The organism is Bosea vaviloviae (genome assembly GCF_001741865.1).
GTDB classification, from domain to species: domain Bacteria; phylum Pseudomonadota; class Alphaproteobacteria; order Rhizobiales; family Beijerinckiaceae; genus Allobosea; species Allobosea vaviloviae.
On record NZ_CP017147.1, the window covers coordinates 6275569 to 6296406 of the forward strand.

At 66.5% G+C, this 20838-nt stretch carries 20 protein-coding genes; 16 read left to right on the top strand and 4 right to left on the bottom strand.

What is annotated here, in order from left to right; genetic code table 11:
* Window positions 1-150: 150 nt before the first annotated feature.
* Window positions 151-2307 carry a penicillin-binding protein 1C gene (gene pbpC, locus BHK69_RS29105; protein WP_199579003.1) on the top strand — a complete coding sequence of 719 codons (2157 nt, stop codon included), beginning with the start codon at window positions 151-153 and terminating at the stop codon, window positions 2305-2307.
* 153 nt (window positions 2308-2460) lie between these two features.
* Here pbpC and BHK69_RS29110 read toward each other — a convergent pair whose 3' ends face one another.
* A complete protein-coding gene (locus BHK69_RS29110) occupies window positions 2461-5538 on the bottom strand; it encodes an efflux RND transporter permease subunit (RefSeq protein WP_069693160.1) in 3078 nt (1025 codons plus the stop codon).
* Window positions 5535-6650, bottom strand: a complete 1116-nt coding sequence (locus BHK69_RS29115; protein ID WP_069693161.1) for an efflux RND transporter periplasmic adaptor subunit — start codon at window positions 6648-6650, stop codon at window positions 5535-5537. Before BHK69_RS29115 ends, BHK69_RS29110 begins: the two co-directional genes overlap by 4 nt.
* A 135-nt stretch (window positions 6651-6785) precedes the next feature.
* On the opposite strand from BHK69_RS29115, the gene BHK69_RS29120 reads away from it, so the two are divergent.
* From BHK69_RS29120 to phnE (BHK69_RS29145), 6 genes are all read left to right on the top strand, one after another.
* Window positions 6786-7409 carry a TetR/AcrR family transcriptional regulator gene (locus BHK69_RS29120; RefSeq protein ID WP_158516293.1) on the top strand — a complete coding sequence of 208 codons (624 nt, stop codon included), beginning with the start codon at window positions 6786-6788 and terminating at the stop codon, window positions 7407-7409.
* An 89-nt stretch (window positions 7410-7498) separates the two neighbouring features.
* The gene (locus tag BHK69_RS29125; protein WP_069693163.1) at window positions 7499-7969 is read left to right on the top strand and encodes a nuclear transport factor 2 family protein; all 471 of its coding nucleotides are present in this window, start codon (window positions 7499-7501) and stop codon (window positions 7967-7969) included.
* Window positions 7970-8109: 140 nt separating this feature from the next.
* Window positions 8110-8928: a phosphonate ABC transporter ATP-binding protein gene (gene phnC, locus BHK69_RS29130; protein WP_069693164.1), complete on the top strand. Its 819-nt coding sequence runs from the start codon at window positions 8110-8112 to the stop codon at window positions 8926-8928.
* Between the two features lie 64 nt (window positions 8929-8992).
* Entirely contained in the window at window positions 8993-9910 is a 918-nt protein-coding gene (phnD, locus tag BHK69_RS29135; protein ID WP_069694054.1) for a phosphonate ABC transporter substrate-binding protein, read from the top strand.
* Between the two features lie 213 nt (window positions 9911-10123).
* On the top strand, window positions 10124-11005 hold the full coding sequence (gene phnE, locus BHK69_RS29140) for a phosphonate ABC transporter, permease protein PhnE (protein ID WP_069693165.1): 882 nt from the start codon (window positions 10124-10126) through the stop codon (window positions 11003-11005).
* On the top strand, window positions 11002-11856 hold the full coding sequence (gene phnE / locus BHK69_RS29145) for a phosphonate ABC transporter, permease protein PhnE (RefSeq protein WP_069693166.1): 855 nt from the start codon (window positions 11002-11004) through the stop codon (window positions 11854-11856). Before phnE (BHK69_RS29140) ends, phnE (BHK69_RS29145) begins: the two co-directional genes overlap by 4 nt.
* A gap of 180 nt (window positions 11857-12036) precedes the next feature.
* Here the strand turns inward: phnE (BHK69_RS29145) and phnF are convergent, their stop codons facing one another.
* Window positions 12037-12792 carry a phosphonate metabolism transcriptional regulator PhnF gene (phnF, locus tag BHK69_RS29150; protein WP_069693167.1) on the bottom strand — a complete coding sequence of 252 codons (756 nt, stop codon included), beginning with the start codon at window positions 12790-12792 and terminating at the stop codon, window positions 12037-12039.
* Between the two features lie 88 nt (window positions 12793-12880).
* Here phnF and phnG point away from each other — a divergent pair, with 88 nt between their 5' ends.
* From phnG to BHK69_RS29190, 8 genes are read left to right on the top strand one after another with little or no spacing between them, the layout of a single operon-like run.
* Window positions 12881-13330 carry a phosphonate C-P lyase system protein PhnG gene (phnG, locus tag BHK69_RS29155; protein WP_069694055.1) on the top strand — a complete coding sequence of 150 codons (450 nt, stop codon included), beginning with the start codon at window positions 12881-12883 and terminating at the stop codon, window positions 13328-13330.
* Window positions 13330-13932: a phosphonate C-P lyase system protein PhnH gene (phnH, locus tag BHK69_RS29160; protein ID WP_069693168.1), complete on the top strand. Its 603-nt coding sequence runs from the start codon at window positions 13330-13332 to the stop codon at window positions 13930-13932. The genes phnG and phnH overlap by 1 nt, the downstream gene beginning before the upstream one ends.
* Window positions 13932-15083, top strand: coding sequence for a carbon-phosphorus lyase complex subunit (locus tag BHK69_RS29165; protein WP_069693169.1), 1152 nt, complete (start codon window positions 13932-13934; stop codon window positions 15081-15083). Before phnH ends, BHK69_RS29165 begins: the two co-directional genes overlap by 1 nt.
* The gene (locus BHK69_RS29170) at window positions 15080-16006 is read left to right on the top strand and encodes an alpha-D-ribose 1-methylphosphonate 5-phosphate C-P-lyase PhnJ (RefSeq protein ID WP_069693170.1); all 927 of its coding nucleotides are present in this window, start codon (window positions 15080-15082) and stop codon (window positions 16004-16006) included. The genes BHK69_RS29165 and BHK69_RS29170 overlap by 4 nt, the downstream gene beginning before the upstream one ends.
* Window positions 16003-16809, top strand: a complete 807-nt coding sequence (phnK, locus tag BHK69_RS29175; protein ID WP_069693171.1) for a phosphonate C-P lyase system protein PhnK — start codon at window positions 16003-16005, stop codon at window positions 16807-16809. Before BHK69_RS29170 ends, phnK begins: the two co-directional genes overlap by 4 nt.
* A gap of 50 nt (window positions 16810-16859) precedes the next feature.
* Window positions 16860-17558: a phosphonate C-P lyase system protein PhnL gene (gene phnL / locus BHK69_RS29180; protein ID WP_069693172.1), complete on the top strand. Its 699-nt coding sequence runs from the start codon at window positions 16860-16862 to the stop codon at window positions 17556-17558.
* Window positions 17558-18697 carry an alpha-D-ribose 1-methylphosphonate 5-triphosphate diphosphatase gene (locus BHK69_RS29185; protein ID WP_069693173.1) on the top strand — a complete coding sequence of 380 codons (1140 nt, stop codon included), beginning with the start codon at window positions 17558-17560 and terminating at the stop codon, window positions 18695-18697. The genes phnL and BHK69_RS29185 overlap by 1 nt, the downstream gene beginning before the upstream one ends.
* Window positions 18694-19389 (top strand): DUF1045 domain-containing protein, encoded by a 696-nt coding sequence (locus tag BHK69_RS29190; protein WP_158516294.1) that lies wholly within the window; start codon window positions 18694-18696, stop codon window positions 19387-19389. The genes BHK69_RS29185 and BHK69_RS29190 overlap by 4 nt, the downstream gene beginning before the upstream one ends.
* A 161-nt stretch (window positions 19390-19550) precedes the next feature.
* On the opposite strand, the gene phnN is transcribed toward BHK69_RS29190, so the two are convergent.
* The gene (gene phnN / locus BHK69_RS29195; RefSeq protein ID WP_425285539.1) at window positions 19551-20126 is read right to left on the bottom strand and encodes a phosphonate metabolism protein/1,5-bisphosphokinase (PRPP-forming) PhnN; all 576 of its coding nucleotides are present in this window, start codon (window positions 20124-20126) and stop codon (window positions 19551-19553) included.
* Window positions 20127-20154: 28 nt separating this feature from the next.
* On the opposite strand from phnN, the gene BHK69_RS29200 reads away from it, so the two are divergent.
* A complete protein-coding gene (locus BHK69_RS29200; protein ID WP_069693176.1) occupies window positions 20155-20775 on the top strand; it encodes a transferase hexapeptide repeat family protein in 621 nt (206 codons plus the stop codon).
* Window positions 20776-20838: the final 63 nt, after the last annotated feature.

The following is a 20838-nucleotide window of genomic DNA, read 5'->3' on the forward strand; positions in this document are numbered from 1 at the left end:
AGTCGGGAACACCCGACTTTGGTGGGGGAGAGGGCTGGGGTGAGGGAAGGCGAGACGTCTTCCGTCATGCTCGCCCTTGTGGCGAGCATCCACGTCTTGAACACCACGCTCGCCAAAGGAAAGACGTGGATGGTCGGGACAAGCCCAACCATGACGAAAAGCGCCACATTCCCTTCCCTCATCCGTCAGCGCTACGCGCTGCCACCTTCTCCCCCGAGGGGAGAAGGACACCGCTTTCGCAAACTGAAGATCGCGACCGCCGCTCTTGGCCTTGTGGCAACGGCCTCCGCCGCCGCCCTTCTCGCCTACGCCTCGACCCTGCCGCCGCTCGACCTCACCGCCGCCTCGGACCGCTCAGCCGTCGTGCTCGACCGCGAGGGCAAGCTGCTGCGGCCCTTCCTGACCGATGACGGCCGCTGGAAGCTCCCCGTCACCACCGAGGACGTCGATCCGCGCTACCTCGCCATGCTCAAAGCCTATGAGGACAAGCGCTTCGACAATCATTGGGGCATCGACCCGCTCGGGCTCATCCGTGCCGCCGGCCAGATGCTGCTGAGCGGGCGCGTCATCTCCGGCGGCTCGACCCTGACCATGCAGGTCGCGCGCCTGCTGGAGCCGCGCGAGGAGCGCTCGCTATCCGCCAAGCTGCGCCAGCTCATCCGCGCGATCGAGATCGAGCGCCGCTTCGACAAACCAGGCATTCTCGACCTCTACCTGACGCTCGCTCCCTTCGGCGGCAATCTCGAAGGCGTACGCGCCGCAAGCTTCGCCTATTTCGGCAAGGAGCCGAAGCGTCTCTCGACGGCGGAAGCCGCACTCCTTGTCGCCTTGCCGCAATCGCCCGAGACACGCCGGCCCGACCGTCTCAACGAGGCCGCCCGCAAGGCTCGCGAGCGGGTCCTGGCGCGTGTCGAGGCGGCGGGGTTGGCGACGGCTTCGGAGGTCGCGGCGGCCCGGGCCGAGCCGATCCCGACGACGCGCAAACCGTTCCCGAACCTCGCGCCGCATGTCGCCGAGCAGGTCGTGGCGGAGGCCCCGGACACCCATGCCCACAGGCTCACCATCGACGGTCGGCTCCAGGCCAATCTGGAGAACCTCGCCCGCGAGCGCAGCGCAGGGCTCGCGCCGCAGGTCTCGATCGCCATCCTCGTCGCCGACAACGAGACCGGCGAGATTCGCGCTTCGGTCGGCGGCGTCGATTATTTCGCTGCCGAGCGCGCCGGCTCGCTCGACCTGACGCGGGCACTGCGTTCACCCGGCTCGGCGCTGAAGCCCTTCATCTATGCGCTCGCCTTCGACAACGGCATCGCCCATCCCGAAACGATGCTGGAGGACCGGCCGGCACGCTACGGCATCTATGTGCCGGAGAATTTCGACCTGAGCTTCCAAGGCATGGTGAGCGCGCGAAAAGCCTTGCAGCTCTCGCTCAACGTCCCCGCCGTCGAGCTCTTATCCGCGCTCGGGCCGCAGCGCTTCCTGTCGCGATTGCGCGACGCAGGCGCCGCCATCGCCATGCCGAAGGAGGGCGGAGCGCCTGGCTTGGCGGTCGGTCTGGGCGGCTTGGGCATCACGCTGCAGGATCTGACGCGGCTTTATGTCGGGCTGGCGCGCGGCGGCGAGATGACGCCGCTGCGGCTGAAGACCGAGAGCCAGGCGAGCGAACCCTCGCCTCGTCTCGTCGACCCGGTCGCGGCCTGGTATGTCACCGACACCTTGCTCGGTGCGCCGGCGCCGCAGAATGCCCTGCCCGGGCGTATCGCCTACAAGACCGGCACATCCTATGGCTATCGCGACGCCTGGGCGGTCGGCTTCGATCGCAAGCACACGATCGGCGTCTGGGTCGGACGGGCCGACAATGGCGCGGTGCCGGGGCTGGTCGGGCGCCTGGTCGCGGCTCCGATCCTGTTCGACGCCTTCGCCCGGACCGGCATCGATCCCCGCCCCTTCCCGCAGCCGCCCGACACGATCGTCGCGACCGCCGCGCATCTGCCGCCACCCTTGCGCCATCTGCGTCAGGACGTGCCCAAGACGATCGCCGCGATGACGACGCCGGTGCTGAAGCTCGCCTTCCCGCCGGAGGGCGCGCGGATCGATCTCGCAGCCTCGGCGCTCGACGGCCGCAGCCAGCTCAACCTCAAGGTCGCGGGCGGCGCACCGCCCTATACCTGGCTCGTCGACGGCGCGCCCGTCCTGGAGCCGACCCGCCGCCGCGAAGCCGCCTGGCAACCACCCGGAAAAGGCTTCGTCCGGATCTCGGTTATCGACGGGACGGGTGCGAGCGAGAGCGTGTCGGTGCGGCTGCAGTAAAGGCAGCGTTACTGCTTTTCGTCATTGCGAGCACCCGGGTCTTGCCTTCGGCAAGCCCGAGTACAGGCTCCGCGAAGCAATCCAGGAGGTCGCGCTCGACATCCCTTGGATTGCTTCGTCGCTGCGCTCCTCGCAATGACGGGGAAGCGCCGACTACTCCGCCGGTGCCGGATGCGGCTCGTGCACCGCATGTCCGTGCACCGAGCGCTTCACCCGTGCCAGATAGGTATAGGCGACCGGCACTACATAGAGCGTCAAGAGCGTGCCGAAGCTCATGCCGCCGACGATGACCCAGCCGATCTGCGAGCGGCTTTCCGCGCCAGCGCCATGCGCCAAAGCAAGCGGCAGCGCGCCAAGCACCATCGCGCCCGTCGTCATCAGGATCGGCCGCAGGCGCAATTCCGCCGCCTCGACCAAAGCATCGACCATCTCCTTGCCCTCTTCACGCAACTGGTTGGTGAATTCGAGGATCAGGATACCGTGCTTGGTGATGAGGCCGACCAGCGTGATCAGGCCGATCTGGCTGTAGACGTTCATGGTGCCGCCGGTGAAGTACAAGGCTGCAAGCGCGCCCGTCAGCGAGAGCGGCACCGAGACCATGATCACGACCGGATCAATGAAGCTCTCGAACTGCGCCGCCAGCACCAGATAGATGAAGCCCAGAGCCAGCAGGAAGACGATCGCGATCGACGAGCCCGACTGCTTGAACTCGCGGCTCTGGCCGGAATAGTCGATCTGCACCGTCTTCGGCAGCACCTTGGCCGAGGCCTGCTCCAGCACGCTGAGCGCATCGCCCAGCGAATAACCCGGCCCCGGCACCGCCGTGATGGTGGCGGAGCGCAGCTGGTTGAAGCGGATCAGTTCCTTGGGAGCGACGTTCTCCTCGATCGAGACCAGGCTCGACAGCTGCACCGTCACACCGTTGCGGCCCATCAGATAGATCGACTGCATCGCCTGGGGCGTGTTGCGATCCTGGCCGGCGACTTGGACGACGACGTCGTATTGCTCGCCATTCATGTTGAAGCGCGTCACCTGCCGGCCACCCAGCAGCGTCTCCATGGTGCGCCCGATCACATCGACGCCGACCCCGAGATCAGCGGCGCGCTGACGGTCGATCGAGACCCTGAGCTGCGGCTTGTCGAGGATCAGGTTGGATTCGACGTTGGTCAGCACCGGTGAGCCCGCGACCTCCGCCAGAACCTGGTCGACATAGCCCTTGATCTGCTCGTAAGGCTCCGACGAGCGCAACACGAACTCGACCGGCTTGCTGTTGGCGCCGCCCTGGCCGAGCGAGGGCGGGTTCGTCGCAAAGAGCCGGATGCCGGGGATCTGCGAGAGCCCCTTGTTGATCTCGGTGACGATGTCCTGCTGCTTGCGCGTGCGCTCCTCCCAGGGTTTCAGCCGGGCAAAGGCGATGGCGCGCGTCACATCGGGGAAACCGACGATGACGAGGTAGTTCTGCACCTCCGGCAGCTTGGAGAAGAACTCCTCGACGCGGCGCGCATAATCGGCGGTGAAGGCCAGCGTCGCACCTTCGGGCGCCACGCCGATCGCGGTGATCGAGCCGCGATCCTCGACCGGCGCGAGCTCCGAACGCAGATGCGTGAAGAAGTAATAGCTGCCGCCGGCGACACAGAGCGCCAGCAGCACGATGACCGGGCGTATCGCGAGCGCCGCCCGCAGCGAGCGGCGATAGCCGCGCGACATCGCCTCGAATCCGGCTTCGAGCAGGTTGTAGAGCCGCCCATGCGAGCTTTCATGCTTGAGCAGCTTGGCGCACATCATCGGCGTCAGCGTCAGTGCGACGAAGCCCGAGACCAGCACGGCGCCAGCAAGCGTCAAGGCGAATTCGACGAAGAGCTTGCCGGTGCGCCCGGTCGAGAACGCCATCGGCGCATAGACCGCGACCAGCGTCAGCGTCATCGCGATGACGGCGAAGGCGATCTCGTTGATGCCGCGCACCGCCGCCTTGTTGGCCTCCATGCCGTCCTCGATGTGACGGTGGACATTCTCCAGCACGACGATGGCGTCGTCGACGACGAGGCCGATGGCGAGCACCATCGAGAGCAGCGTCAGCGTGTTCACCGTGAAGCCGAAGGCATACATCAGCGCAAAGGAGCCGATCAGCGAAACCGGAATCGTGACCAGCGGGATCAGCGTCGCGCGCGCCGAGCGCAGGAACAGGAAGATGATCAGCACGACGAGGAGAACCGCCTCGCCGACCGTCCGATAGACGGCCTCGATCGAGCGATCGATGAAGATCGAGGTGTCGTAGGACGTCTCGATCCCCATGCCGTCAGGCAGATCGTCGATGATCTCGGGCAGAGCGGCGCGGATGCCGGCCGAGACGTCGAGTGGGTTCGCCGTCGCCTGCTTGACGATGCCGATCGTGACCGAGGGCTTGCCGGAGAACCAGGCGGCGTTGCGCTCGGCGAGCGCGCCGAGCTCGACCTTGGCGACATCGCGCAGCTTGACCGGGAAGCCGTTGGCGTCCTTGACCACGATCTGCTCGAACTGCTCAGGCGTCGTCAGGCTGGTCTGCGAGAGCACCGTGAATTCACGATTGTTGCTCTCGATGCGGCCGGACGGGATCTCGACATTCTGCGCCCGCAGCGCCGCCTCGATCTCCTGCACGGTGATGGTGTAGGCCGCCATCCGGGCGCGATCGAGCCAGATCCGCATGGCGTAGCGGCGCTCGCCCTGGATGCGGACCTCGGCGACGCCGGTGATGTTCTGGACGCGGTCGGTGATGAAGCGGTCGGCGAAATCGGTCAGTTCGAGCGGGTTGTGACGCGAGCTGATCAGCGAGAGATACATGATCGGCTGGGCGTCGGCCTCGACCTTGGCGATGATCGGCTCGTCGATCTCGGTGGGCATGCGGCCGCGCACACGGCTGACGCGGTCGCGCACATCGGAGGCGGCGACATCGGGATCGACATCCGGGCGGAAGCGCACCGAGATGTTGCTGCTCTCCTGCCGGCTGGTCGAGGAGATGATCTCGATGCCCTCGATACCGGCGATCGAGTTCTCCAGGATCTGCGTGACCTGCGTCTCGATGATCTCGGCCGAGGCGCCGGTATAGGTCGTGCGCACCGAGACGATCGGCTCGTCGATATTGGGATATTCGCGAACCGTCAGGCGCGTATAGGAGACGGCGCCGATCAGGATGACCAGCAGGCTCAGGACCGTCGAGAGGACGGGCCGGCGGACGAAGAGCTCGAACAGGCTCATCGCAGGGCGCTCACTGGAGCGGTTTCAGCCGCGCTGGTCCGCAACACCGGTTGAGCGTTCTTGATCGCCACCGTCGCGCCGTCGCGCAGGCGCATCTGGCCGGCGCTGACGAGTTGCATCTGGGGGGTCAGCCCCTTCACGATCTCGACCTTGCCCGGCAGCCTCTTGCCGAGCTCGACCGAGACGCGCTTGGCCTTGCCGTTCTCGACGACGTAGACGATCTTGCCGACACCGTCGGGCACCACCGCAGTCTCGGGAATGACCAGCGCGTTCTCGCGCTGGTCGATGACGATGACGATGCGGGCAAAGAGGCCCGGCTTCAGCAAGAGATCGGCATTGGGGATCGTGGCGCGCAGGCGGATGGCGCGGCCATTGACGTCGACGACCGGATCGATCGCAAAAATCTTGCCGGCAAAGTCTCGTCCCGGCACGGCGTCGAGCTTCACCTGAATGGTCTGTCCGACCTTGACCCGGGCGAGGAAGATCTCGGGCACGCGGAAATCGACCTTGATCGGGTCGATATTGGTCAGGGTGATCAACTGCTTGCCGACCGAGACATAGTCGCCGACGCTGACCGAACGCAGGCCGACGACGCCATGGAACGGCGCGATCAGGGTCGACTGCGCCAGCTTGGCCTGGGAGAGCTGGACGCGAGCCTCGTTGGAGGCGAGCTGGGCGGTCGCCTGTTCGAGCGCGACCTGCGTGCCGGCACCGCGCTGGACCAGCGACTGGTTGCGCTGGAAGGTGTCGCGCGCCAGGCTCAGATCCGCCTGCAACTGCTTGAGTTCGGCGTCGAGGATGGCTGTGTCGAGCTTGACCAGCTCCTGGCCCTTCTGGACGCGCTCGCCCTCCTTGAAGCCGAGCGCGATGACGCGGCCCGCGATCTCGGGGGCGATCACCACCGATTCGTCGGCGGCGAGCGTGCCCAGGGCCTCGACCTCCTCATAGACGGTCGTAACCTCGATCTTGCCGATCTCGACCGGCACGCCGGCCGGCGGCGGAGCAGCCGCACGGGCCTGCGTCGGCTGCAGGCTGGCCTGATAGCTGCGGTAGCCATAATAGCTGCCACCCGCCAGACCGGCGATCAGGATGAGTAGGACAAACCGCTTCATGACACTGGACGCTCCGGGATCGCGGTCCTAATCTAGACTGGACGGTCCAGTCTGATAAGGGCCTTTGTGGGCGGAAGCATGTCTGAGGCCAACTCTCTCCGGGCCACGTCGACGGATGCGCAGGACTATGTGCGCATGCCTGCCGAGCTTTCGCGACCCGACAAGCATAGCGCCATCACCAAGGCCGCAGCCGAGATGTTCCTGGCCGAAGGCTTCGAGCGCGCCAGCCTCGACCAGATCGCCCATCGCGCCGGCGTCTCCAAGCAGACCATCTACAGCCACTTCACCGACAAGCAGGCGCTGTTCCGCGCGATCTGCGCCGAACTCACTGAAAAGTTGACGATTCCGCTGCGCAAGCCGCGCAAGGCCGGCGCCGATCTGGCGAGCATCCTGATCCGTCTTGGAGAGGATACGCTGGCGACGATGCTGCACCCCGCGGCGCTCGATCTGCACCGGCTGGTGCTGAGCGCGGCCGCGCGCTTTCCAGACCTCGGACGAACCGCCTATGAGGCCGGCGTCGAGCGCATGATCAGCGACCTCGCAGCCCTGCTGGTGCAGCGATCACAACTGCGTGACGGGCTGGCGCAACCCATCTCCCATGCGCAGGCCAGGCGCATGGCCGAGCAGTTCATCGGCATGTTGCGCGGCTTCCATCAGGTTCGCGGACTGCTCGGCATGCCCGCCATCCCCGCCGGCGAGCGCAAGGCCTATGTCCGCTCCTGCGTCGAGATGCTCCTGCGCGGCGTCGCGCCGGCCTGAGCGGAACCCGCTTTTCCAAGAGATTGCGGAGAGCGATTGCGCGGGCTGCGGTTTCCTCCTCTGATCCACCCTTCACCGGAGGAGCCGAGATGTCGCAGCAACGCCCGCCCCTGCCGCCTTTCACGGCCGAGACCGCCGCCCAGAAGGCCCGCATGGCCGAGGACGCCTGGAACTCGCTCGACCCGCAGCGTGTCTCCCTCGCCTATACCCAGGACAGCCGCTGGCGAAACCGGGCCGAGTTCTTCTCGGGCCGCGAGGCGATCATCGCCTTCCTCGAGCGCAAATGGGCCAAGGAGATTGAATACCGCCTGATCAAGGAGGTCTGGGCCTTCCACAACGATCGCATCGCCGTGCGCTTTGCCTATGAGCACCATGACGATGCCGGAAACTGGTTCCGTTCGCATGGCAACGAGCAATGGGAATTCGATGAGAACGGCCTGATGCGCCGGCGTGAGGCCAGCATCAACGACGTGCCGATCCAGCAGGGCGACCGCAAATTCCTCTGGGAGCGGCGGATCAGGCCGACGGATCATCCAGGGCTGACGGGATTGGGGTTGTAGCGGCTGGCGACAGCCCCTCCCCCTGTCACCGCCCTGTCATCTCAGCTGGCTAGCTGATCATCCCGTTCGAAAGCGCGACCCCGGACGGCCCTCGGCCGCCCCGGGCGATGTCGCGCTTGGTTTGCGAGCGGGAGCCCGGCATGCTGCGCATCGAAGGCCTGACCAAACGCTTCGGCGACAAGAACGCCGTCGACAACGTCACGCTGTCCATCCCCAAGGGCGAGATGGTCGGCGTCATCGGCCGCTCCGGCGCCGGCAAGTCGACGCTGCTGCGCATGCTCAACCGCCTCGCCGACGCGACCAGCGGCAGCATCGTCTGCGAGGAGCGCGACGTGACCGCGCTGAAGGGCGCCGCCTTGCGGGCCTGGCGCCGCGACACGGCGATGATCTTCCAGCAGTTCAATCTCGTCGGCCGCCTCGACGTCCTCACCAATGTCCTGCTCGGCCGGCTGAACCATCGCTCGGCGGCCCTGACCCTGGTCAAGAGCTTCTCGCAGGATGACAAGATCCGCGCCATCGCCGCGCTCGAGCGGCTCGACATGGGCCATCTGCTTGCCCAGCGCGCCGAGACGCTGTCGGGCGGACAGCAGCAACGCGTCGCCATTGCACGTGCCTTGGTGCAGGAGCCCAAGGTCATCCTCGCCGACGAGCCGATCGCCTCGCTCGACCCGCGCAACACCCAGGTCGTGATGGATGCGCTGTTCCGCATCAATCGCGAGGACGGCATCACCGTCGTCTGCAACCTGCATCATCTCGATATCGCCTCGAAATATTGTGACCGCCTGATCGGCATGGCTGCCGGCAAGATCGTCTTCGATGGCCCGCCCCACGCTCTGACCACCGAGATCGCGGCCGAGCTCTACGGCATCGAGGCCAAGGATGCCGGCGCCGAGGCGCTCGATGCGCTTGATGCCATCGCGGCCTCCGAGGCCCAGCGCGCCAAGCAGAACGTCGCCTGACCGGGCCAGCCCGGTCGGGAACGCCCGCCCAGACAACTCAATGAACCCGCAACAGGAGCTCACCATGCTGACCCGTCGTCATACGCTCACCCTCGCGACCGCGGCCTTCGCCGCCTCGCTCGCGGCGCCTGCCTTCGCCCAGGACTGGAAGGCGAAATATCCCGAGATCATCTTCGCCATCATCCCGGCCGAGAACGCGTCCGGCGTCGTCGAGCGCTACACCCCCTTCGTCAACTATCTCGCCAAGGAGCTCGGCACCAAGGTCACGCTGCGCATCGCCAGCGACTATGCCGCCCTGATCGAGGGCCAGCGCGCCGGCAACATCCATATCGGCATGTACGGCCCCTCCTCCTTCGCCCGCGCCCTGATGACCGGCGCCAAGATCGACGCCTTCGCGATCGAGACCAATCTCGACGGCACCAAGGGCTACTACTCGGTCTTCTACGTGAAGAAGGATTCGCCCTATCAGAAGATCGAGGATCTCAAGGGCAAGAATCTTGGCCTCGTCGACCCGAACTCGACCTCGGGCAACAACGTGCCGCGCTTCGCGCTCGACGGCATGAAGATCGAGCCCGAGACCTATTTCTCCAAGGTCGTCTACACCGGCAGCCATGAGAACGCCGTGATCGCGCTCGGCCAGGGCACCGTCGACATCGCCGCCAACTGGTGGAACGATGAGCAGGAATCCAACCTCCTGCGCATGGCCCGCAAGAACATGGTCAAGGCCGAGGATTTCCGGATCATCTACAAATCCGCGCAGATCGTGAACTCGCCGATGGCCTATCTCTCGGACCTGCCGGAGCCGCTCAAGGCCACGATCCGCGACGCGGTGTTGAACCTCGCCACCAAGGACAAGGTCGCCTTCGACAAGATCTATGAGGGCAAGCAGGGCCCGCTCGTCGCCGTCGACAACAAGGCCTACGACCCGATCATCGAGCTGAACAAGTTCGTCGACGCGCTCCGCAAGAAGAAGTCCTCGTAAGCTTTGGCTTTGCCGGAAAAGGCGCGGGGAACCCTCTCCCGGAGGGAGAGGGCAGGGTGAGGGGTCGGCCGCTTGACGCCTTGGCCGTAACCTCACCGCAGCCCGCTGCCATGTCGGCGCTCCACTGCCCCAACGGCCGACACCTCACCCCTGCCCCTCTCCTTACAGGAGAGGGGTTCCCCGCGCCCAACCGGCAACGGATTCGCAATTCCCATGACCCTCGCGATCGACCGCAACGACCCTGCGATCCATGCCCATGTCGAGAGCTATCGCCGCGCCATGTCGGCGAAGCGCCGGCAGACGCTGATCGGCGCTGCGATCTTCCTGGTCTGCGTCTGGCTCGCGGCGCTCGGCTCCGAGGTCGACCCCGGAAAATTCGTCGAGAACGCCTGGCGCTTCCCGAAATACATCCTCGAGACCATGCCGAGCTTGCGCTTCGCGACGTTCGGCGCCGACATGGCCGAATGGTTCTGGGGCATCAAGGGCTGGCTCAAGCTGCTCTGGCAGACCATCCTGATCGCCTATACCGGCACGATCCTGGGTGCGCTCGCCGGTTTCCTGCTCTGCTTCGTCGCCGCCGCCAATCTCGGCAAATCGCGTGTCTTGCGCTTCGCTACCCGCCGGTTCCTCGAATTCTCCCGCACCGTCCCCGAGATCGTCTTCGCGCTGATCTTCGTCATCGCCTTCGGTCTGGGACCGCTGCCCGGCGTGCTCGCCATCGCGATCCACACCATGGGCGCCATGGGCAAGCTGTTCTCCGAAGTGGTCGAGAACATCGACATGAAGCCGGTCGATGGCATGACCGCGACAGGAGCCGGCTGGTGGCAGATCATCCGCTTTGCCGTGGTGCCGCAAGTCCTCTCCAATTTCGCCAGCTATTCGCTGCTGCGCTTCGAGATCAATGTCCGCGGCGCCTCGATCATGGGTTTCGTCGGCGCCGGCGGCATCGGCCAGGACCTGATCGAGGCCATCCGCAAATTCTACTTCACCGACATCAGCGCCATCCTGCTTCTGATCATCGTCACCGTGATGCTGATCGACTACGGCACCGAGCGGCTGCGCCACGCCCTTCTCAGCCTGGAGCACGGCCGATGACGCTCGCTCTCTCCGCCAACGACCGCACCGCGCTCGTCGCCCGCCACAAGGCCGCGATCGACGGTTCGCTGAAGACGCGCCTGATCACGATCGCCGTCATCGTCGGTCTCACCGGCCTGTTCCTCTACGGGCTGACGACGCTCGAGGTCTCGATCTGGAAGATCATCCACGGCCTCAACAATCTCGGCATCTTCGTCGCCCTGATGCTGCCGCCCGACCCCGGCTCGCTGGCACGCGCCATGCTCTTCGTGAAGGCGCTGTTCGAGACGATCGCGATCGCCTTCCTCGGCACGATCCTGGCCGCGATCTTCGCCTTTCCGCTCGGCTTCATCGCCGCCAAGAATGTCGTCGCCAACCGCGTCGTGCATTTCCTGGCGCGGCGCTCGCTCGACACGGTGCGCGGGGTTGATGCACTGATCTGGGCCTTGATCTGGGTCAATGTCGTGGGCCTCGGCCCCTTCGCCGGCATGCTCGCGATCATGACCAGCGATCTCGGCGCCTTCGGCAAGCTCTACTCCGAGGCGATCGAATCGGCCGACCGCAAGCCGGTCGAGGGCGTGACCTCGCTGGGCGGCAGCAAGCTCCACGAGATCCGTTTCGGTCTGATTCCGCAGGTGCTGCCGGTGATCGCGAGCCAGGTGCTCTACTACATCGAATCCAACACCCGCTCCTCGACCATCATCGGTATCGTCGGCGCCGGCGGCATCGGGCTTTACCTGGCCGAGACCATCCGCACGCTGGAATGGCAGCAGGTCTCCTTCCTGATCCTGCTGATCCTGGCGGCCGTGACCGCCATCGACTTCCTCTCCAGCAAACTGCGTTTCGCGATCATCGGGCAACGGGCGGTTTAAGCGCTTTCTCCGGCAATCTTCGGAACCACGCCGTCATGGTCGCCCTTGTGGCGAGCATCCACGTCTTGAACACTGCCCTCGCCGAACGAAGACGTGGATGGTCGCCACAAGGGCGACCATGACGATAATGGGAGCCGCGCCACCCTCTGCCCTTCTCTCGCCAAGAGCAGAAGAGCAGCCTCACTCCTTGAACGGCTCGACCACCATTTCCATGCGTTCGCCGGCGAAGACGCTGCTGACCAGATGGATCGGCGTCAGGTCCGGCAAGGCGTCGGTCGCCGCCGAAACCATCACGGCAGCGCCGGGTGCGATCTCGAGCAGGAGCGCCTCGCGCTCGCTGGCGAGCCGCGCGGTCAAGCGCGTGGAGAGTCGGACATAATCGTCGATGCCGACGGCCTTGAACGCCGCCGTCATCGAGGCGCCCGCCTCGCGGAAGACGCGGTCGAAATCCGGGAAGCGCTCGACCGAGAGCCAATGCGTGCCTGTTCCCATCGGCGTACCATCGGCACGGCTCAGGCCTTCGAGCCGCCACAGCGGCGCGCCCGCCTCCAGGCCGAGTTGCGCGCAGGTCTCGGCATCGCCCGTTACCATCGCCGTCGACAGCGTCTCGCTCGAGCCGACGATACCGAGCTTGCCGAAATTGGTGCGCATGCTGACACGCCGGCCGATCGGATAGGGCACGCGCCGCGCGCTGACCTGGGTGCCGCGGCCGCGTGCGACCGTGACCAGCCCCTGCTCGGCCAGATGGCGGAAGGCCTGGCGCACCGTGTGGCGATGCACGCCATAGCGCTCAGCCAACACGACCGAGGCCGGCAGCGTATCCCCGACGGCGTATTCGCCGCGGCCGATCGCGCTTTCCAGCTCACCCGCGATGCGGCGCCAGGCCGTGCCGTGCTCCTCGACGGTCTCGGCCGGATCCGGCGCAGCGCCCGTCATCAAAATTTCATCCAAAATGTATAGACCTTTCCCGGCGATCGACCTATCATAGTCTAGACATTAGCGAGTGACCAGACGGCGCATGATGATGACCGACACAGATCCGGACAAGACGAGCGCGCGGCAACGCTGGATGGCGATCCTCGCCCGCGCCTCGCGCGGCGAGATCGAGACATTGGTTGGGGCCGCACTGCCGGCCCATGAAATCCTCAAGGCGCCCGAGACCGGCACGGTGATGGTCGAGGGCCGCGCCGGCGGCGCCGGGCGGCGCTTCAACCTCGGCGAGGCGACGGTGACCCGCTGCGTCGTCAGGCTGGAGAACGGCGCAATGGGTTTCTCCTATGCGCTCGGCCGCGACGGCCGCAAGGCGCGCCTCGCCGCGATCCTCGACGCCAGATTGCAGGGCGAGGATGCCGATGGCGCGCTTCTCGCCGGCGTGACGCTGCTCGCCGCGACGCAGGCCGCGGCGCGCGACCGCGCCTCGCGCAAGGCGGCCGCCACCAAGGTCGATTTCTTCACTCTGGTCAGGGGCGCGTGATGCAGACCGAAAACCTGATCGCAGCCGGTTTCACTGATCCGGTCTTCCAGTCGCAAGCCGCCTTTCGCGCCGTGCTCGCGGCCTTGTCCGAGCCCGGCACCCTGCAGACAGTGTCCGGCGCGATCCTGCCGCCGGACGGGCTTTGCGCCGCGACCGCGACCGCCTTGCTGACATTGGCCGATTACGAGACGCCGATCTTCCTGCCGCAACAGCTGCGCGACGGCCCGGCCGGCGCCTGGCTGCGCTTTCATTGCGGCGCGGCGATCCTGGACGCTCCCGCCGGGGGGGCCTTCGCAGTCATCGACGGCGCGAGCGCAGCCCCGCCGCTCGCCGCCTTCGACCCCGGTCACGACCAGTTCCCCGATCGTTCCGCGACGGTGCTCGTGCAATGCGCCGCGCTCACCGGCGGCGAGAGCGTGACCCTGAGCGGCCCCGGCATTGCCGGCAGCCGCAGCATCGCCCCGCAGGGCTTGCGCCCCGGCTTCTGGGCTGAGGTTGCGGCCAATGCCGAGCTCTATCCGCTGGGCGTCGATCTCATCCTCAGCTGCGGCGACGCCCTGATCGGCCTGCCGCGCACCACGCAGATCGAGGAGACGGCTTAATGTATGTCGCGGTTAAAGGCGGCGAGGCCGCGATCCTCGCCACGCATGATCTGATCGCGGAAGCGCGGCGCGGCGATGAGGCCGTGCCGGAACTCACGGTCGCGCAGATCCGCGAGCAGCAGGGCCTGGCTTGCGCCCGCGTCATGAACGAGGGCTCCCTCTACGACCTCGACCTTGCGGCGCTGGCATTGAAACAGGCGCAGGGCGACGCGATCGAGGCCGCCTTCCTGATGCGTGCCTATCGCACGACGCTGCCGCGCTTCGGCTCCTCCGAGCCGGTCGATACCGCGCAGATGGCGATCCGGCGGCGGATTTCGGCGACCTATAAGGACCTGCCGGGCGGGCAGGTGCTCGGACCGACCTATGACTACACGCACCGGCTGTTCGATTTTGGGTTGATGGATGAGGGGCAGTCGGCAGTAGGCAGTAGGCAATCGTCTTCAGGCGCAAATCCCGACTGCCGACTGCCCACTGCCGACGGCCTCGACACCGCCATGCCCCGCGTCCCCGACATTCTCGGCGCGGAGGGGTTGATGGAGGCTGAGACCCCGCCCGAGGGCGATCCGCGCCCCTTCGACCTCACCCGCGAGCCGGTCTCCTTCCCGGCCGATCGCGATGTCCGCCTGCAGGCGATGGCGCGTGGCGATGAGGGCTTCCTGCTCGGGCTCGGCTACTCCGTGCAGCGCGGCTATGGCGGCAACCACCCCTTCGTCGGCGAGATCAGGGTCGGCGAGGTCTCTGTCGAATTCGTGCCGGAGGAGCTCGGCTTTTCCGTCGATCTCGGCGAGATCACCCTGACCGAGTGCCAGATGGTCAACCAGTTCCAGGGCTCGAAGGATGTCGCCCCGCAATTCACCCGCGGCTACGGGCTCTCCTTCGGCCATTCCGAGCGCAAGGCGATGTCGATGTCGTTGGTCGACCGGGCGCTGAAATGCCGCGAATTCGGCGAGGCCGCCAACTACCCGGCCCAGCAGGACGAGTTCGTGCTCTACCACTCCGACAATGTCGAGGCGGCCGGCTTCGTCGAGCATCTCAAGCTGCCGCATTACGTCGATTTCCAGGGCGAGCTCGAACTGATCCGCCGCATCACCCGCGAGCGCGAGCAGCGACTGGCGCGCGAACAAGACACCCTGCCGGAGGCAGCCGAATGACCGCTCATCAGACGCTCCCGGCCGACAATGCAAAGCCGGCTTATAATTACGCTTACCTCGACGAGCAGACCAAGCGGATGATCCGTCGCGCCTTGCTCAAGGCCGTCGCGGTGCCGGGCTACCAGGTGCCGTTCGGCTCGCGCGAGATGCCGCTGGCGCGCGGCTGGGGCACCGGCGGCATCCAGGTCACGGCCGCGATCATCGGCCCCGACGACACGCTGAAGGTGATCGACCAGGGCGCCGACGACACCACCAACGCCGTCTCGATCCGGCGCTTCTTCGAGCGCACGGCCAATGCCCGCACCACCGAGGCGACGGAGGAGGCGACGATCATCCAGACCCGCCACCGCATCCCGGAAGCGCCGCTCAAGGCAGGCCAGATCATGGTCTATCAGGTGCCGACGCCCGAGCCCCTGCGCCGGCTCGAGCCGCGCGAGGCCGAGACGCGCAAGATGCACGCCTGGGCCGAATACGGGCTGATGCAGGTCAAGCTCTACGAGAACATCGCCCGCTTCGGCGAGGTGACCACGACCTATGACTACCCGGTCATGGTCAATGGCCGCTATGTCATGGCGCCCTCGCCGATCCCGAAATTCGACAATCCCAAGATGCACATGTCTCCCGCCCTGCAGCTCTTCGGCGCCGGTCGCGAGAAGCGCATCTACGCCCTGCCGCCGCATACCAGCGTGAAGAGCCTCGATTTCGAGGATCACCCCTTCCGTATCCAGAGCTGGAACGAGCCCTGCGGGCTTTGCGGCGCGACCGACAGCTATCTCGACGAGGTCGTCACCGACGACAAGGGCGGACGCATGTTCGTCTGCTCCGACAGCCATCATTGCGAGACCCGGCGGCAGGCCGGTCATCGCGGCACGATGCTGGCCGACGCCTCGGCGCTGCATCTGGTGGAGGAAATGAAGCCATGACCGTCCACGTGTCTCCCCCCGAGGCGAAGCTCGATCCCGAGCCGCTGCTCTCCGTCGCCGGCGTCAGCCGCTTCTATGGCGAGCGTATCGGCTGCCAGGACGTCTCCTTCGACCTCTGGCCGGGCGAGGTGCTCGGCATCGTCGGCGAATCCGGCTCGGGCAAGTCGACCTTGCTGCGCTGCCTTGCAGGCATCGACCGGCCCGACCAGGGCGAGGTGCTGTTCCGCGGCTCGGGCCAGCCGCTCGACATCTATTCGGTGGCCGAGCAGGAGCGCCGCCGCCTGATGCGCACCGCCTGGGGCATCGTCCACCAGAACCCGCGCGACGGATTGCGCATGGATGTCTCGGCCGGCGGCAATGTCGGCGAGCGCCTGATGGATCGCGGCGACCGGCATTACGGCAAGATCCGCGAGCGCGCGCTCGACTGGCTCCAGCGCGTCGAGATCGCCGAGAACCGTATCGACGACCGGCCGCGCCAGTTCTCGGGCGGCATGCAGCAGCGCCTGCAGATCGCCCGCGTACTGGTCTCCGAACCGCGCCTCGTCTTCATGGACGAGCCGACAGGCGGCCTCGACGTGTCCGTGCAGGCCCGCCTGCTCGACCTCCTGCGCGTCCTGGTGCGCGATCTCGGCCTCGCCGCCATCATCGTCACCCACGACCTCGCAGTGGCGCGGCTCCTCACCGACCGCTTGATGGTGATGAAGGACGGCCGCGTCGTCGAGCAGGGCCTGACCGACCAGGTGCTGGACGATCCGCACCACGCCTATACGCAGCTTCTGACTTCGGCGGTGCTGAGTGTGTGACGCCCGCCCGTCACACCCTCGTCACTCCGCCCGCACAAGGCACTGACATCATGACCACGATGATTCACGTCGAGAACGTCGCCAAGCATTTCACCCTGCACAATCAGGGCGGCGTCCGCTTGCCGGTGTTCGACAACGTCAATTTCAGCGTCGCCGCCGGCGAGGCGCTGGTGCTGGCGGGCGCCTCGGGCGCGGGCAAATCTAGCCTGCTGCGCATCCTCTACGGCAATTACCGGCCAAGCGCGGGCATGATCGCCATCACCCATGCCGGACGCCAGATCGACATCGTCTCGGCCGTGCCGCGCACCGTGCTCGACATCCGCCGCCGCACGCTCGGCTTCGTCTCGCAGTTCCTGCGCGTGATCCCGCGCGTCTCGGCGCTCGACATTGTGCGCGACCCGCTGCTCGCCCGTGGCGTCGACGCCCTGGAAGCGAGCGAGCGCGCCAAGGCCATGCTGGCGCGGCTCAACCTGCCCGAACGGCTCTGGGGGCTCGCGCCGGCGACCTTCTCCGGCGGCGAGCAGCAGCGCGTCAACATCGCCCGCTCCTTCGTCGATCCCTCGCCGATCATGCTGATCGACGAGCCGACCGCCTCGCTCGACGCCGCCAACCGCGACATCGTGGTCGCGCTGATCGCGGAGGCCCGTGCTAAAGGCTGCGCCATCGTCGGTATCTTCCATGATGAGGCGGTGCGCGAGGCCGTCGCCACGCGCTATCTCGACATCACCGATTTCAGAAAGGCCGCCTGATGCAAACCGTTCTCACCAACGCCAGACTGATCCTCGAGAACGATGTCGTCTCCGGCACAATCGCCTTCGACGAGACCGGCATCACATCGGTCGATCAGGGCAAGTCATCCCTGCCGGGCGCCATCGACGTGAACGGCGACTATGTCGCGCCGGGTCTCGTCGAGATGCACACCGACAATATGGAAAAGCACTTCATGCCCCGGCCGAAGGTGTTCTGGCCGAACGGGCTTGCGGCCGCCCTCGTCCATGACGCGCAGATGGCGGCGGCCGGCGTCACCACCGTCTATGACGCGATCTGCGCCGGCACGCCCTTCTCGGCCAAGGACTACCGCAAGGACATCTTCGCCGATGTGATGAAGGCGCTGGCCGAGGGCCGGCGCGAAAACGTCTTCCGCATCGACCACCGCATCCATATGCGCTGCGAACTGACGAGCCCCGACCTGCTCAAGGACATCGAGCCCTATCAGGAGGATGAGCTCGTCCAGCTCGTCTCATTGATGGACCACACGCCCGGCCAGCGGCAATGGCGCAACATCGACCATCTCAAGACCTACGCCATGGGCAACGGCAAGACCGAGGCCGAGTTCGAGGCCGATGTCGTCGTCCGCCAGTCGGAGGGCGCGGCCAATGTCTCGCGCAACTGGAGCGCCGTCGTCGAGATGTTCGGCTCGCGCGGCATCCCGATCGCGACCCATGACGACACCACGCTCGAACATGTCGAGGCCGGCATTGCGTCTGGCGCCGTGATCTCGGAATTCCCGACCACGATCGAAGCTGCGGAAGCCGCCAAGCAGCGCGGGCTCGCAACCGTCGCGGGCGCGCCAAACGTGGTGCGCGGCGGCTCGCATTCCGGCGGCGTCTCGGTCGCAGAGCTGGCCGAGAAGGGCCTGCTCGACGGGCTCTCCTCCGATTATGTCCCGGCAAGCCTGCTCCAGGCCGTGCTGAAGCTCCATGCCAGCCATGGCATCAGCTTGCCGCACGCCATGGGCATGGTGACCTGGAAGGTCGCCGACATCCTCGGCCTCAGGGATCGCGGCCACCTCAAGCCCGGCCTGCGCGCCGACCTCGTGCGCTTCAAGGTGCTGGGCGCGACGCCGGTGCTCGCCGCTGTCTGGTCGAAGGGCGAGCGGGCATTTTGACCGCGCCGCGCTACGCCCTCTATTACGCCCCCGCCGCCGACAGCGCACTCTGGCGCTTCGGCAGCGCGACGCTTGGCTATGACGCGATCACGGCCGCGGATGCGCCTTTCACGGTCCCGGCCGGCTGCGACGCGGAAAGCTGGCCGACGCTCACCGCCGAGCCCCGGCGCTATGGCTTCCACGCGACGCTGAAGGCCCCGTTCGAACTGGCCGTCGGTCGCCAGGAAGCCCAATTGCGCGCCTTCACGCATAATTTTGCCTCGGGGCTGGATGCGGTTCCGCTCAATGGTCTCAGCGTCACCGCGCTCGGCTCCTTCGTGGCGCTGACGCCATCAGCCGAGAGCCGGCCACTGCAGAACCTCGCCTTCTCCGTCGTCCAGGCCTTCGAGCCCTTCCGCGCCCCGTTGAGTCCGGCCGATCTGGCGCGCCGCCTCAAGAGCCCGCTGACGCCGGCGCACCGGGCCTATCTCGAGGCCTATGGCTACCCTTATGTCGGCGACGCCTTCCGCTTCCACATGACGCTGACCGGCTCGCTGCCGGTGGAACAGGTCGCACCAGTCAAGCAGGCGCTGACGCAGGCCTATGCCGACCATGTCCCATCGGCTCCGGTCGCGATCGACCGGCTCGCGCTCTTCAAGCAGGACACGCGCGAGAGCCGCTTCCGCCTGCTCGACAGCTTCGTTCTGGGGTGATGGGTACGGCCGGGCAACCCGATTGCGTTGGCCATACCCTGAGCCCTCATCCTGAGGAGCCATTCCGCCAGGAATGGCGTCTCGAAGGATGCTCCAGCGGACACCAGAGCCTCATTGAGCACCCTTCGAGACGCCGCTCCGCGGCTCCTCAGGATGAGGGCTCAGGGTGTTCCAGCAGTCATCAGCCCGCGCAGCACCGCGACGAACTCCGCCGCCGCCTCCGCCACCGTACGGTCGTTCTGGATCGTCACCAGCTCGGCGCTCTGCGTCCGCAAGGGCGCTTCGCGGGCGAGCCGGGCTGCGATATCGGCCTCGCTCTCGCGCCCGCGCATGGCGAGCCGCTTCGCCAGCACCGCATTCGGAGCGGTGATGTTGACGACCGTCACCCGTCCGGCCAGCCGCTCGGCAACTGGAATGACGCCACGCGAGATGTTGACGATCACGCCCCGCCCGCACGCGATGCCGGAGAGTTCGGTCGTGGGAATGCCATAGGTCAAGCCATGCGCGCCCCAATGCAGCGCCATCTCGCCGCGCGCGACGGCCGCCGCGAACTCGGCTTGGGAGCAGCTGTCATGATCCTCGGCGCCCGCCATCGCCGGCCGCGTGATCAGGCGCCGGGCAAAGTGGAACCGGGCATCACCGGCAAGTGCTGCACGGGCGGCGTCCATCAATGTGTCCTTGCCGGCTCCCGACGGGCCGACGACGAGGACGAGAGCTCCCGGCGCTGCGGCCGGCAATCCTGAAGCGATCTGAGAAGGAAGCGACATCGTGGTCAAAAAACTGGGATTGGAACCTCTGATCGACCCGACCGCGCAGGTGCGGCAGGCGACGCTTGGACGCTACACCGAAATCGGCGCGCGCACGTCCTTCGTCGAGTCGTCGATGGACGACTACTCCTATGTCGTGAACGATTCCAATGTCATCTACACGACGATCGGGAAATTCTGCTCCATCGCGGCAATGACCCGCATCAACCCCGGCAACCACCCGATGCAGCGGGCGAGCCAATCGCATTTCACCTATCGCGCCTCGGCCTATTTCGACGATGCGGAGGACGATGCCGCGTTCTTCGCCTGGCGGCGCTCGACGCCGGTGACCATCGGCCACGATGTCTGGATCGGCCATGGCGCGATCATCCTGCCCGGCCGCAAAATCGGTACCGGCGCGGTGGTCGCGGGCGGCGCGATCGTCACCAAGGATGTCGCGCCCTACACCATCGTCGGCGGCAACCCGGCCAAGCCGATCCGCCGGCGTTTCCCGGAGCCGATCGCCGAGCGATTGCTGGCGCTGGCCTGGTGGGATTGGGAGCATGCGCGCCTGCGCACGGCGCTGGCGGATTTCCGCAGCCTATCGGTCGAGGCGTTTCTCGAGAAGCATGGCGCGTGAGGCGCTTCAGCTCCTCCCGTCATGGTCGGGCTTGTCCCGACCATCCACGTCTTCGTCGATCGA

Bases quoted from the DNA above. Each gene is read 5' to 3' on its own strand.
- phnE (WP_069693165.1), top strand. From the start codon at position 10,124: ATGACCCTCGCGATCGACCGCAACGACCCTGCGATCCATGCCCATGTC.
- phnL (WP_069693172.1), top strand. From the start codon at position 16,860: ATGACCACGATGATTCACGTCGAGAACGTCGCCAAGCATTTCACCCTG.
- phnK (WP_069693171.1), top strand. From the start codon at position 16,003: ATGACCGTCCACGTGTCTCCCCCCGAGGCGAAGCTCGATCCCGAGCCG.
- phnD (WP_069694054.1), top strand. From the start codon at position 8,993: ATGCTGACCCGTCGTCATACGCTCACCCTCGCGACCGCGGCCTTCGCC.
- phnG (WP_069694055.1), top strand. From the start codon at position 12,881: ATGACCGACACAGATCCGGACAAGACGAGCGCGCGGCAACGCTGGATG.
- phnE (WP_069693166.1), top strand. From the start codon at position 11,002: ATGACGCTCGCTCTCTCCGCCAACGACCGCACCGCGCTCGTCGCCCGC.
- BHK69_RS29165 (WP_069693169.1), top strand. From the start codon at position 13,932: ATGTATGTCGCGGTTAAAGGCGGCGAGGCCGCGATCCTCGCCACGCAT.
- BHK69_RS29115 (WP_069693161.1), bottom strand. From the start codon at position 6,650: ATGAAGCGGTTTGTCCTACTCATCCTGATCGCCGGTCTGGCGGGTGGC.
- BHK69_RS29120 (WP_158516293.1), top strand. From the start codon at position 6,786: ATGCCTGCCGAGCTTTCGCGACCCGACAAGCATAGCGCCATCACCAAG.
- BHK69_RS29170 (WP_069693170.1), top strand. From the start codon at position 15,080: ATGACCGCTCATCAGACGCTCCCGGCCGACAATGCAAAGCCGGCTTAT.
- BHK69_RS29110 (WP_069693160.1), bottom strand. From the start codon at position 5,538: ATGAGCCTGTTCGAGCTCTTCGTCCGCCGGCCCGTCCTCTCGACGGTC.
- phnC (WP_069693164.1), top strand. From the start codon at position 8,110: ATGCTGCGCATCGAAGGCCTGACCAAACGCTTCGGCGACAAGAACGCC.
- BHK69_RS29185 (WP_069693173.1), top strand. From the start codon at position 17,558: ATGCAAACCGTTCTCACCAACGCCAGACTGATCCTCGAGAACGATGTC.
- phnH (WP_069693168.1), top strand. From the start codon at position 13,330: ATGCAGACCGAAAACCTGATCGCAGCCGGTTTCACTGATCCGGTCTTC.
- pbpC (WP_199579003.1), top strand. From the start codon at position 151: ATGACGAAAAGCGCCACATTCCCTTCCCTCATCCGTCAGCGCTACGCG.
- phnF (WP_069693167.1), bottom strand. From the start codon at position 12,792: ATGACGGGCGCTGCGCCGGATCCGGCCGAGACCGTCGAGGAGCACGGC.
- BHK69_RS29125 (WP_069693163.1), top strand. From the start codon at position 7,499: ATGTCGCAGCAACGCCCGCCCCTGCCGCCTTTCACGGCCGAGACCGCC.